We start from the raw sequence: 11,853 nt of genomic DNA, 5'->3' as shown, positions 1-11,853 counted from the left end.
GGCTCCCGGCTCCCGGCTCCCGGCTCCCGGCTCCCGGCTCCCGGCTCCCGGCTCCCGGCTCCCGGCTCCCGGCTCCCGGCTCCCGGCTCCCGGCTGCTGAGCCTCTTATTGTATCCGGCGCCGTGCGGGGCGCCGATGAGCGGTGCGGAGACGCTGTGCAGGGCCCCGCCGCGGCTCGTGCTGACCGCCAGGTCGAACTCCGTCTTCACCGCCTCGTCCCAGGCGAGGAAGGGGAGTTCGCGGGCGGCGGCGAACTCCGCGACGCCGTCCGCGAACGGCGAGGAGCCGGTGCAGGTGAACACGGTCTGCACCCGCCGGTCGCCGTCGAAGACGGTGAGGAGGTCGAGCAGCCGGGTTGCCGAGGTCACGTTGTGGATGACGCCGAGCACGGTGCGTTCGGGGGCGACCGTGAGCCAGCGGGCGGGGGCGCCGGGGGCGGCCGGGTGGACGTGGTTCGGCTCCCGCACGGCGCGCGCCCTCCCCACGTTCCCGGGGCCGGACCGCGCCGGCCCCGGGCCGACCCCGGTGATCGGCCCGACCGCCGACCTTACCCGCCCCCGTCCGGCGCACGGACGGCGCCGGACGGCGCCGAACGGGGGCGGCGGCGGGGCCGCGGACGGCTCAGGGCGCGGCCAGCTCCCGCAGCCAGCCGGGCCGCACCACCTCCATGCCGATCCCGGACGGTTCGGGCAGCGGCCCGTGCGAGAGGTCCTCCTGGCGGTAGCGGCGGCAGTCGCGGTGCCAGACGTAGATCCCCGCGAGCCAGTTCTTCAGCTCCTCCACATAGCCGTCGAGGATGTCCCGCGCCTCCTGGCCGAGGTCGAACTCGTCGTACAGGACGGGCAGTTCATGCGCGATGACGTGCTGGAACTGGCTCATGCGGGACTTCATGAGGTCGTCGACGATGCCGAGCGCCGTCGGATAGTCGCAGTCGAAGAAGTTCTGCACGACGAGGATCGCGTTGTGCACCTCGCCCTCGTACTCGATCTCCTTCTGGTACGAGAAGACGTCGTTCATGAGCGTCGCGTAGTCGGCGGCGGCGTTCTCCAGGTTCTGCATCGGTCCGCTGGCGTAGATCTCCTGGGGCACCCGCTTGCCGTGCCCGAAGCGGCTCAGGCTCATCGTGAACTGGGAGCCGAAGGTGTGGCGGCGCATCTCGATGTAGTCGACGGGCTCCGGGATGCGGTTCTGCGCCTGGTTGCCCAGCTCCCACAGCCAGCTGTCCAGCATGTCCACCAGGGTCCGGTGGAGCGTGGCGCGCCCTTCCGCGTCCAGGGGCCCGGCCGTGCGCGTCCACAGGTCGGCGAGGCCGCGCTCCAGGGCGTTGGCGGGCGGGGGAGTGGGCGAGCAGTCCAGCGGCATGAACAGCAGCAGCCGGTCGGTGCACACCTTCGCGCCGAGCAGGTCCCGGGTCCTGCCGAACACCACCGGGTAGTAGTCGTCGCCGTACGTCCCCCAGGTCAGCCAGGCCGAGCCGATGTCGAGCTGTTCTCGCGTCGCGTCCGGGTGCAGGCCCGCCGCGCACAGCGGGAAGTCGTAGCCCGCGAGCTTGCGCGCGTCCCAGATGTGGGAGGCGGGCACGCCGGGCTGCGGCTCCAGCATGCCCATGCGGGCGGCCCAGTCGACGGTCTCGCGCCGCGCGTGGTCGAGGTGCGGGGAGAGCGTGGTGCTGTACGGCAGGTCGAAGTCGGGGATCACGGAGGGGCCGACGCGCTGGTACGGGACGTGGGTGAAGCGGCGCACGCGCTGGGCGCCCGTCGCGGCCATCAGGGCCTTGATCCCGGCGGCGGACGTGCCGACGCCGGTGGGGCCCGCGAGGGGCGACGGGCGGTCGGTGGCGCCCTCGTTCATGTACCGGCTGGAGCGCATGTGCCACTCGTGGCCGCCGGACTGCCAGTCCTGGAGCCCCTTGACGTACGCGAGGACGTCGGCGCTCTGCCTCGGCGTCAGCGCCTTCTCGGCGCACAGCGGGGCGAGTTCGGTGAACGTCGTGGCCTCGAACTGCTGCATCCGGACCGTGAGCAGGTCGTTGACGGCGTCCGCCGCCTCCTGGGTCGAGCAGCCGAGGAAGGTCTCCAGGACCAGGACGCCGTTGCTCAGCTCGCCCTCCTCCTCGACCTCCCGCTGGTAGGAGAACAGGTCGTTGCGCAGGTGCACGGCGTCGGAGAACGTGTCCCTGAGGACCCGCAGCGGCCGGGACCGCGCCACCGCCGCCGGGACCTCCGCGCCCGTCGCGTACTCGACGAGCCCCGCCGACCACGGGGCGCCGCCGACCTTCCGGCGCATCTCGATGTACTCGACGGGGTTCGCGACGCGGTGCGCGTTGATGTTGGACAGCTCCCACAGCGACTCGTTGAGGAGGTTGCGGGTGCTCTCCGCGAACCGGGCCCGCCACTCCAGGGACATGCTGGGCACCGTGCGCGTCCACAGGTCGGCGAGGCCCGCCTCCACCGGGTTGGTGGGCTCGGGCATCGGCGTGGCGAGGTCCATCGGCATGAACGCGGGCAGCCGGTCGAGATAGGCCTTGCCGCCCACCCGGTCCTGGGTGCGCTTGAACAGCTCCAGGAAGTGGTCGTCGAAGAAGAACACCCACACGTACCAGTCGGTGACCAGGGACAGGGCCGCGCTGTCGCAGTCCGGGTGGGTGTACGCGCACAGCAGCGCGTAGTCGTGCGCCTCCAGGTCGGCCGTGTCCCAGACCCCGGAGCCCTCCAGCATCCCCATGTCCCGCGCCCACCGCCGGGTGTGCGCACGCGCCTCCTCCGTATGGGGGTTCAGGCGCGCCGGATGCACCATGTAGAAGCTCGGCAGTTCGAAGGGGCGTGACGGCTGCGGCATGCGGGGCTCTCTCCTCGCGGACGGCGTACGGGCAGCCGAGCACTACCCGGGCCGCGCCGTCGGATGCCGGGCGCCGCCCCCGGTCACACCATCGCGTGATACGCCGGGCCGAAATCGCCCCCGACGTCAAACACCCGTGCGGGAGCGGCCGTTGAGAGAGCGGCGCCGTGAGGGCGCCGGGCAGGGGTGCGGGCGGGGCGGGGCGGCGGGGGAAATGCCTTGTGCGCGGGGGGCGCAGCGGCGAAGGTGATCCCTCGTGACCGAACGCACCACGCCCGCGCCGGGGCCGATACCGGCCGCTTCTACGCCCACCGCCGCGGAGGCGACTGCCCCGGAAACCCCCGCCCCGCCCGCCTCCCTCAGCCGCGCCATGGTCCTGCTCCTCGCCGTGGCCTGCGGCGTCGCCGTAGGGAACATCTACTTCCCGCAGGCCGTCAGCCCGCTCGTCGCCTCCGGGCTCGACGTGTCCGGCGACACGGCGGCCTTCGTGGTGACCGCGGCCCAGTTCGGCTACGCGCTCGGCATCTTCTTCCTGGTCCCGCTCGGCGACCGCGTCCCGCACCGCACGCTCATCACCACCCTGTTCACCCTCAGCGGCGCCGGACTGCTCGCCGCGAGCGCCGCGCCCGCGCTGCCGCCGCTGCTCGGCGCGAGCGTGCTCGTCGGCGTCACGACGGTCGTCGCCCCCGTCGTCGCGCCGATGGCGGCGGGACTCGTCCCCGCGGCGCGCCGCGGCGCCGTCACCGGCACCCTCCTGAGCGGATCCATCGGCGGCATGCTGCTCTCGCGCGCGTTCGGCGGCGCACTCGGCGAATGGCTCGGCTGGCGCGCGCCGTACCTGGTGACGGCCGTGGTGGCGCTCGTGATCGCGGCCGTGCTCGCCCGCAGTCTGCCCCGCACCGTCCCGACTTCGAGCCAGCGCTATCCGGAGCTGCTCACCGGGTCGCTGCGGCTGCTGCGCACGGAGCCCCTCCTGCGGCTGTCGTGCTTCTACCAGGCGACGGCCTTCGCGGCGTTCCAGGCGCTGTGGACGGGGGTCGCCCTGTTCCTGACGAGCGGGACGTACGGCCTCGGCGCCTCGGCGGTCGGCGCGCTGGCCCTGGTGAACGCGGCCACGATGCTGGCGACGCCGTTCGCGGGCCGCCAGATCGACCGGCGCGGCCCGGACGCGGTGAACGCCGTCTGCCTGGTCGCGGTCGTCGCCTCGGCGGGCGTCCTCGCCCTCGGCGGGCTCGGCGGCGCGCTCGGGCTCGTGGCCCTGGCCCTCGGCACCCTGCTCCTGGACGTGGCCATGCAGTCCGGGATGGTCGCGAACCAGGTGCGGATCTTCGCCCTCAGCGGCGAGGCCCGCAGCCGCCTCAACACGGCCTACATGACGTGCGCCTTCATCGGCGGCGCGACGGGCTCCTCGGTCGGGGCGCTGGCGTACGCGACGCTCGGCTGGGCGGGTGTGTGCGCGTGGGTGGGGGTCCTCGGGGCGGTGTCGGCGCCGGTGGCGGTGCGGCGGGGGCGGCGGGGTCCGGCCGGGGCGCGCGGGGCGTTGAGGTGACTGATGCATCAGTCAGCATCGCAATGGCGTGAAAGTGTGAGTGCAGATACGAGGATCATGAGGTCCGCGTTGTGCTGATCTCAATGCCCGGGTACGGTGACCCGCATGGAGCAAGACCCCGAGGTCCCCACCCGTGTCCGTGAGGTCATCGCCGCCGCGGGCGTGACCCAGCGCGAGTTCGCACGGCGGATCGTCATGGACCCGTCGAAGCTGTCGCGCTCCCTCGGCGGCACCCGACGCTTCACCGCCGCCGAGCTGGCCCGGATCGCGGACACCGCCGACGTCGACGCCGCCTGGCTCCTCGGCACCCGCGGCGGCGCGGACCCGGCGGCCGCCCGCCCCACCGCCCCGCGCGGACGGCGGGCCACGGCGCCGCCCGAGGGCCGCCCCCTGCAGATCATCCGCGAGACCGTCCGCCTCATCGCCGACCACGGCTTCCACGCCGTCCGTGTCCAGGACATCGCCAAGGCCTGCGAGACCAGCACGGCCGCCATCCACTACCACTTCCCGGGCCGCGACGACCTGTTGGAGGCGGCCGTGCGCTGGTGCATGGACGAGGACACCGCCCGCAGGGCCGCGCGCATCGCCGACGCGGCCGACGCCGCCGACGAACTGCGCCAGCTCATCGAGCTCCAGACCCCGCGCACCGCCCAGCAGCGCGACCAGTGGAGCGTCTGGCTCGACCTGTGGGCCGAGGCCGCCCGCTCCACCGCCGTCGGCCGCCTGCACACCGAGTACTACCGGCAGTGGCGCGCCACCGTCGCCGACGTCGTCCGGCGCGGCGTCGCCCAGGGCGCGTTCAGGACCGTGGACCCCGAAGCCGCCGCCCTGCACCTGACCGCCCTGATCGACGGCCTCGCCACCCAGGTCCTCGCCGGCGCCCCGGAAGGCCCCGGCACCCGCCCCGACGACATGCACGCGGCCCTGCTCGCCCACGTGGACACCGCACTCGCCGCCCGCTGAACCCCGGTCCCGTACCACGACACCCCGGTCCTGCCCCGACACCCCCGGCACCCGGCCCCGTACCCCCGACACCCCCGGCACCCAGCCCCGTACGACCTCCGCACGACCGCAACCCCCAGCCCCCGAAAGGGAGTCCGGCATGCCCGTGAACGACAACGTCATCATCACCTGCGCCCTCACCGGCGCGGGCGACACCGTCCGCAAGAGCCCGCACGTGCCCGTCACGCCCGAGCAGATAGCCCGCGACGCCGTGGCGGCCGCCGAGGCCGGTGCCGCCGTCGTGCACATCCACGTCCGCGACCCGGAGACCGGCGCGCCGTCCCGCGACCCCCGCCTCTACCGCGAGGTCGTCGAGCGCGTGAAGGAGACCGGCACCGACGTCGTCATCAACCTGACGGCGGGCATGGGCGGGGACCTGGTGCTCGACCCGCACGAGCCGCTCAAGGAGCTCGGCCGGCTCCCCGGCACCGATCTCGTCGGCGGCCTCGACCGGCTCCCGCACGTCGAGGACCTGCTCCCAGACATCTGCACCCTCGACTGCGGCTCCCTCAACTTCGGCGACGGGTCCAACCTCTACGTCTCCACCCCCGACATGCTCCGGCAGGGCGCCAAGCGCATCCAGGAGCTGGGCGTACGCCCCGAGTTGGAGATCTTCGACACCGGGCAGCTGTGGTTCGCCAAGCAGCTCCTGGCCGAGGGCCTCCTCGACGACCCCACCGTCTTCCAGCTGTGCATGGGCATCCCGTGGGGCGCCCCCGCCGATCCCGGCGTGCTCCAGTCGATGGTCAACATGCTGCCCGAGGGCGCCCAGTGGGCCAGCTTCGCGCTCGGACGCATGCAGATGCCGTGGGTCGCGCAGTCCATCCTGCTCGGCGGGCAGGTCCGCGTCGGCCTCGAGGACAACCTGTACCTGGGCAAGGGCAACAAGGTGACCAATGCCCAGCTGGTCGAGCGCGCCGTCCAGATCACCGAGAACCTCGGCTCGCGCGTCGCCACTCCCGACGAGGCCCGCGCGAAGCTCGGCCTGAAGCCCCGCACCTGAGCACCGGAGGACCGCACCATGACCGTGACCACCCCCGAAGAAGTACGCCGCGTCGCCTGCGTCGGCGCCGGTGTCATCGGCGGCGGCTGGGTCGCGCACTTCCTGGCGCGCGGCTATGACGTCACCGCCTGGGACCCCGCGCCCGACGCCGGGCAGCGGCTGCGCCGGCTCGTCGACGCCGCCTGGCCCGCGCTCACCCGGCTCGGCCTCGCCGACGGCGCGTCCCGGGACCGTCTGACCGTCGCCGCGACGCTCGAAGAGGCCGTCGCCGACGCCCAGTTCGTCCAGGAGAGCGCCCCCGAGAACCTGGAGCTCAAGCGCGACCTGCTGACGCGCCTCGACGCCGCCGCGCCGCCCGGCGTCGTCATCGCCTCGTCCACCTCGGGCTATCCGATGACCGACATGCAGACCACGGCGGCCGACCCGGGCCGCCTCGTCGTCGGGCACCCCTTCAACCCGCCCTATCTGATCCCCCTCGTCGAGGTCGTCGGCGGCGAGCGGACCACCGCGGCGGCCGTCGCCTGGGCGTCGCGTTTCTACGAGGTCGCGGGCAAGTCCGTCATCACCATGAAGAGCGAGGTGCCCGGCTTCATCGCCAACCGCCTCCAGGAAGCCCTGTGGCGCGAGGCGCTGCACATGGTCGCCAACGGCGAGGCCACCGTCCAGGAGATCGACGACTCCATCACCGAGGGCCCCGGCCTGCGCTGGGCGTTCATGGGCCCCATGCTCACCTTCGCGCTCGCGGGCGGCGAGGGCGGCATGGCCCATATGCTCGACCACTTCGGTCCTTCGCTGAAGTCCCCGTGGACGCGGCTCGAAGCACCCGAGCTGGACAAGGAGCTGTACGACGCGGTGGTCGCCGGATGCGACGAGGCCGCCGCCGGGCGCACCATCGCCGACCTCGTCGCCGAGCGCGACCAGGGCGTCATCGACGTACTGCGCGCGACCGGCAGGCTGCCCCGCCAGGCCGCCGCGGACCGGACCGGAGACCTCACCGACCACGCCGACCACGCCGACCACGCCGACCAGAGGGGAACCGAGTGACCAGGGAGATCGCCCGCCGTCTCACGCCGTACCGGCAGGTCGTGCCGCCGGAGTGGATCGACTACAACGGCCACATGAGCGAGGGCTACTACTCGCTGGCCTTCGGGTTCGCCACCGACGCGATGATGGACGCCACCGGCCTGGACGCCGCGTACCGCGAGGCCACCGGCTGCTCCCTCTACACCGTCGAGGCCCATCTGAGGTATCTGCGCGACATCGCCGAGGGCGCGCACCTCGCCGTGCGCACCCGGGTCCTCGGCGTGCACGGCAAGAAGGCACACTTCGCCCATGAGCTGTACGTCGTCGACGGCGCCGCGGCCGATCCGGCGCCGGACGCCGCGCCCGTCGCGACGACGGAACTGCTCGCGCTGCACGTCGACCAGAAGGCGGGACGCGCGGTGCCGTTCCCGGACGCGGTCCGCGAGCGCCTCGCCGAGTTCGTGGAGGCGGCGCCGGAGTGGGCGGGCCGGGCGATCGCGGCGGTGCCGGGCGGCTCCGGGCCCACGGGCTAGGGCGCCCGGGTCCGTCGCCGGATCGCCTCGGCCGCGCCGGGCCCGGCCCCGCGTTCCGCACGGCGGTGCGCGAAGTGGTAGGTGTTCAGGGCGATGTGCACTGCGAGCGAGGTGGTTCAGACGTGAGGCTGGCAATTCTGGGCGGCGGCGGATTCCGTGTGCCCCTCGTGTACCGGGCGCTGCTCGGCGACCACGCCGAGGGCCGCATCAGCGAGGTCGTCCTGTACGACGTGGACGGCGCCCGGGCCACGGCGATCGCCCGGGTCCTCGCCGACCAGGCCGCCGGTGTGCCCGACGCGCCCGCCGTGCGCGTCACGGCCGACCTCGACGAGGCGCTGCGCGGCGCGGACTTCGTGTTCTCCGCGATCCGCGTCGGCGGCCTGGAAGGGCGTGCCGCCGACGAGCGGGTGGCCCTCGCCGAAGGGGTGCTCGGGCAGGAGACGGTCGGCGCGGGCGGCATCGCGTACGGGCTGCGGACGCTGCCCGTCGCCGTCGACATCGCCCGCCGGGTGCGGCGGCTCGCGCCCGAGGCGTGGGTCATCAACTTCACCAACCCCGCGGGCCTGGTGACCGAGGCGATGGCCCGCCACATCGGCGACCGCGTCATCGGCATCTGCGACTCTCCCGTGGGCCTCGGCCGCCGGGTGGCGGGGCTGCTCGGCGCCGAGCCCGGCCGGGCGTGGCTCGACTACGTGGGCCTGAACCACCTGGGCTGGCTGAGCGGCCTCGAGGTCGACGGGCAGGACCTGCTGCCGCGGCTGCTCGGCGACCGCGACCTCCTGGAGTCCTTCGAGGAGGGCAAGCTCTTCGGCGCGGACTGGCTGCAGTCGCTCGGCGTGATCCCCAACGAGTACCTGCACTACTACTACTTCAACCGCGAGACCGTCCACGCCTACCGGTCGGCCGAGCTGACCCGAGGCGCGTTCCTGCGCGCCCAGCAGGCCCGCTTCTACGAGGAGATGCAGAGCCCCGAGGCCCCCGCGTTCAAGACGTGGGACGCGACCCGCGCCGAGCGCGAGGCGACGTACATGGCACACAGCAGGGAGGCCGCGGGCGCCGGGGAACGCGCCCCGGAGGACATGGAGTCCGGCGGCTACGAACAGGTCGCCCTCGCCCTGATGCGGGCCATCGCCCGGGACGAACGCGCGACGCTGATCCTCAACGTCCGCAACCGCACGACCCTGCCCGAGCTGGACTCGGACGCGGTCATCGAGGTGCCGTGCCTGGTGGACGCGTCGGGCCCGCACCCGGCGGCCGTGTCGCCGCTGCCGGGTCACGCCACGGGCCTGGTGTGCGCGGTCAAGGCGGTCGAGCGGGAGGTCCTCGCCGCGGCGGACAGCGGTTCGCGCGCCACGGCGGTCAAGGCGTTCGCGCTGCACCCGCTGGTCGACTCGGTGTCCGTGGCCCGCCGTCTGGTCGACGGCTACCGGCAGGCACACCCGGGCCTGGCCTATCTGACCTGAGCACCCCCTGGCATGATCATGAAATGACCGCGCCCGAGCCCCGCACCGCCCCCGCCGTGCTCCTGCCCGAACCCCGCGTCGCCTCCGACGCGGGGTCCTCGGCGGCCCCGACCGCCCAGGTCGCCCCGGTGGCCCCGGCGGCCCCGGCGGCATCGCCTTCCTCCCGCCCCTGCACGCTCGTCGTCTGCCGGGGCTGCTGCTGCGGCGACCCGGTCAAGCACCCCGGCACGGACCACGTCGGCCAGTTGGCGCGGCTGCGGGCGGCGGCGGACGCGTCCGGGGGCCGGTTCGCGGTGCGCACCAGCGACTGCCTCGGCCCCTGCGGCCAGGCCAACATCGTGGTGGTCCAGCCCTCCCGCACGGGCCGCGCGCACGGCGGCCGCCCGGCCTGGGTGGGCTTCGCCCTGGACGACGCCTCCCTCGACGACATCCTCGTCTGGGCCGAGGCGGGCGGCCCGGGCCTCGCGGACCCGCCGGACGCCCTGACCCTGCAACTGGTCGACCCCCGGCACGTCTAGGCGCGGCCGAGCACCTGGTCCAGGAAGCCGTTGAGGTTGCGCACCGTGCGCTCGTTCTGCTCCTCCGGGGTGAGGCTCTCGTCGAAGCGGCGGGCCAGGGCCGACGTCTTCTTGCCGCGCACGTAGAGGGAGCAGGCCAGGTCCGCGCAGACGTACAGGCCGACGGAGTTGCCCTGTCGGCCCGCCTCGCCCGCGCGGGGCGCGACCAGCAGAGCGATGCCCGAACCGGCCTGCGGCGTCACGCACACCGAGCAGATGCTGGACTTCAGCATGGAGCGGCGTGCCCCCGTGGAGGCGCGCAGGGCGATGCCGACCAGTTCCTCGTCCCGCTCGGCGACGACATAGCCGCGGTCCGGTGCCTTGGGGTCGCGCCAGCCCAGGAAGTCCAGGTCGGACCAGGGCGTCTCGGCGAAGCCCGCGGGCAGCGTCAGACGCCGGGCCTCGCCCTTCGAGCAGTTCACGAACGACGCACGGATTTCTTTGTCACCAAGGGCACGCATGGTTCGGAAGGTATCAATCCGAACGAACGGCCGTCTTTTCCTTTTTCCCGGTCAGGGCCCTGCGCCCGGCCCAGTATGTCGACTTGTCTCCTGATGTGGCCGATGCCTGCCCTGCGTCCGGCACGCCGGGGATCCCCAGCCAGGGCGACACGGTCGCCGGATAGCGCGCGACGCGCCCGCGCCGCTCGGCCAGGTCCGCGTGCGGTCCTTCGAGGGAGGCGAGCCCGGGGTTGTCGAGGGGGCGCGGGGCGCCTTCCGGAGCGGGAGCGCCCCGTTCCGCCGCCCGCGTGGAACTCATGGGCCGACCTCGATCACGACCTTGCCGAGGACATGGCCGGTCTCCACCGCGCGCAGGGCCTCGCCCGCCCGGTCCAGCGGGTACGTCGCCGTGATCTGCGGCCTGAGGACACCGGCGGCGGCGAGTTCGGCCACCGCCACCAGCGTGGCGGCGTCCCGCGCACGCACCACGGCGGAGCCGCCGAGCTCGCCCACGATCTGCTTTCCGCCGGCCGTGATCAGCTTGGTGCGGTCGGCCACCACCTCCGCCACCGCCCGCAGGTGCTCCCCGCCGACCAGGTCGAAGACGCCGTCGACACCGTCCGGTGCGGCGGCACGGATCCGCTCCACCAGATCGGGCCCCGGCGCCACATGGACCGCGCCCAGCGACTCGACGACGTCCTTCTTGCCCTCGCTCGCCGTACCGACGACGCGCAGCCCCAGATGGCGGGCGAGGCGCACCGCGTTCCCGCCGACACCACCCCCGGCGCCGGTGACGAGGAGCGTGGCCCCGGCGGGCAGCGCGAGCTGACGCACCCCGTCGTAGGCGGTGGCCGCGGCGATCGGCAGCGTCGCGGCCTCGGCGAAGGACAGGCCTTCCGGCTTGTGCGCGGCGACGGCCACGGGCAGCAGGGTGTGCTCGGCGTATCCGCCGGTGAGCGTCGAGCCGAACACCGCGTCCCCGACGGCGAAGCCCTCGACACCGGGGCCGGTCCGCTCCACCACGCCCGCGGCCTCGCTGCCGAACACCTCGGGCAGTTCGGCGGGCGCCTGACCCGGCCTGCGGTAGCCGCCGCGCAGCTTGTGGTCGACGGGGTTGACGCCCGCGGCCCGCACCGCGACGAGCAGCTGCCCCGGGCCCGGCTCGGGCGGCTCCCGGTCGATCAGGGCCTCGACCTCGGGGCCGCCGTGCCGGGTGAATGCGTACGCCTTGGCCATCTGTCCCTCGCTCCGTTCCCCGCGTCCCGCGTGCCCCGTGGCACACGGCGCGTCTCGACGATCACAGATGACAAGGCCGGGCGGCCGCTCCCGCATTCCTGCCCGGGGGAGAGTTCACGAGCCCGCAACGCGCACGCGCCGCCCTCGGGTCGACAAGTCGCCACTCCCGGGCCGACGGGACCGTCCCCGGCCCCGGGCGCCGCACCGGC

Annotated in this window: 10 protein-coding genes and 1 pseudogene; 7 read left to right on the top strand and 4 right to left on the bottom strand. The window is 73.9% G+C overall.

The window, feature by feature from the left end; genetic code table 11:
• Together ACFVHO_RS21570 and ACFVHO_RS21565 are read right to left on the bottom strand one after the other, a co-directional pair.
• Window positions 1-467: pseudogene (locus ACFVHO_RS21570) on the bottom strand (hypothetical protein); the annotation flags it as partial.
• A 154-nt stretch (window positions 468-621) separates the two neighbouring features.
• Window positions 622-2,838, bottom strand: coding sequence for a germacradienol/geosmin synthase (locus tag ACFVHO_RS21565; protein WP_385716835.1), 2,217 nt, complete (start codon window positions 2,836-2,838; stop codon window positions 622-624).
• A gap of 370 nt (window positions 2,839-3,208) precedes the next feature.
• Here ACFVHO_RS21565 and ACFVHO_RS21560 point away from each other — a divergent pair, with 370 nt between their 5' ends.
• The 7 genes from ACFVHO_RS21560 (at window position 3,209) to ACFVHO_RS21530 (ending at window position 9,929) form a co-directional block, all read left to right on the top strand.
• Window positions 3,209-4,387, top strand: coding sequence for an MFS transporter (locus ACFVHO_RS21560; RefSeq protein WP_385716964.1), 1,179 nt, complete (start codon window positions 3,209-3,211; stop codon window positions 4,385-4,387).
• Window positions 4,388-4,492: 105 nt separating this feature from the next.
• The gene (locus ACFVHO_RS21555; RefSeq protein WP_385716833.1) at window positions 4,493-5,350 is read left to right on the top strand and encodes a TetR family transcriptional regulator C-terminal domain-containing protein; all 858 of its coding nucleotides are present in this window, start codon (window positions 4,493-4,495) and stop codon (window positions 5,348-5,350) included.
• Between the two features lie 139 nt (window positions 5,351-5,489).
• Complete coding sequence (locus ACFVHO_RS21550) at window positions 5,490-6,392, top strand: 3-keto-5-aminohexanoate cleavage protein (protein WP_385716831.1); 903 nt, start codon at window positions 5,490-5,492, stop codon at window positions 6,390-6,392.
• An 18-nt stretch (window positions 6,393-6,410) separates the two neighbouring features.
• Window positions 6,411-7,436: a 3-hydroxyacyl-CoA dehydrogenase NAD-binding domain-containing protein gene (locus ACFVHO_RS21545; RefSeq protein ID WP_385716828.1), complete on the top strand. Its 1,026-nt coding sequence runs from the start codon at window positions 6,411-6,413 to the stop codon at window positions 7,434-7,436.
• Window positions 7,433-7,948: a thioesterase family protein gene (locus ACFVHO_RS21540; protein WP_385716825.1), complete on the top strand. Its 516-nt coding sequence runs from the start codon at window positions 7,433-7,435 to the stop codon at window positions 7,946-7,948. The genes ACFVHO_RS21545 and ACFVHO_RS21540 overlap by 4 nt, the downstream gene beginning before the upstream one ends.
• 122 nt (window positions 7,949-8,070) lie before the next feature.
• Window positions 8,071-9,411, top strand: a complete 1,341-nt coding sequence (locus ACFVHO_RS21535; protein WP_385716822.1) for a 6-phospho-beta-glucosidase — start codon at window positions 8,071-8,073, stop codon at window positions 9,409-9,411.
• Window positions 9,412-9,539: 128 nt separating this feature from the next.
• Window positions 9,540-9,929, top strand: coding sequence for a (2Fe-2S) ferredoxin domain-containing protein (locus tag ACFVHO_RS21530; RefSeq protein ID WP_385716961.1), 390 nt, complete (start codon window positions 9,540-9,542; stop codon window positions 9,927-9,929).
• Here the strand turns inward: ACFVHO_RS21530 and ACFVHO_RS21525 are convergent.
• On the bottom strand, window positions 9,926-10,429 hold the full coding sequence (locus ACFVHO_RS21525; RefSeq protein ID WP_385716819.1) for an FBP domain-containing protein: 504 nt from the start codon (window positions 10,427-10,429) through the stop codon (window positions 9,926-9,928). The genes ACFVHO_RS21530 and ACFVHO_RS21525 overlap by 4 nt on opposite strands.
• A gap of 294 nt (window positions 10,430-10,723) precedes the next feature.
• Window positions 10,724-11,644 (bottom strand): NADP-dependent oxidoreductase, encoded by a 921-nt coding sequence (locus tag ACFVHO_RS21520; protein WP_385716816.1) that lies wholly within the window; start codon window positions 11,642-11,644, stop codon window positions 10,724-10,726.
• Between the last annotated feature and the right edge of the window lie 209 nt (window positions 11,645-11,853).

Source organism: Streptomyces sp. NPDC127108 (assembly GCF_042677545.1).
Lineage (GTDB): Bacteria > Actinomycetota > Actinomycetes > Streptomycetales > Streptomycetaceae > Streptomyces.
The sequence above is the reverse complement of the archived record's forward strand: the minus strand, read 5'-3'. Positions and strand labels throughout refer to the sequence as shown.

Excerpts from the sequence above, each read along its gene's own strand:
- ACFVHO_RS21565 (WP_385716835.1), bottom strand. The coding sequence starts at position 2,838 with ATGCCGCAGCCGTCACGCCCCTTCGAACTGCCGAGCTTCTACATGGTG.
- ACFVHO_RS21560 (WP_385716964.1), top strand. The coding sequence starts at position 3,209 with ATGGTCCTGCTCCTCGCCGTGGCCTGCGGCGTCGCCGTAGGGAACATC.
- ACFVHO_RS21555 (WP_385716833.1), top strand. The coding sequence starts at position 4,493 with ATGGAGCAAGACCCCGAGGTCCCCACCCGTGTCCGTGAGGTCATCGCC.
- ACFVHO_RS21550 (WP_385716831.1), top strand. The coding sequence starts at position 5,490 with ATGCCCGTGAACGACAACGTCATCATCACCTGCGCCCTCACCGGCGCG.
- ACFVHO_RS21545 (WP_385716828.1), top strand. The coding sequence starts at position 6,411 with ATGACCGTGACCACCCCCGAAGAAGTACGCCGCGTCGCCTGCGTCGGC.
- ACFVHO_RS21525 (WP_385716819.1), bottom strand. The coding sequence starts at position 10,429 with ATGCGTGCCCTTGGTGACAAAGAAATCCGTGCGTCGTTCGTGAACTGC.
- ACFVHO_RS21520 (WP_385716816.1), bottom strand. The coding sequence starts at position 11,644 with ATGGCCAAGGCGTACGCATTCACCCGGCACGGCGGCCCCGAGGTCGAG.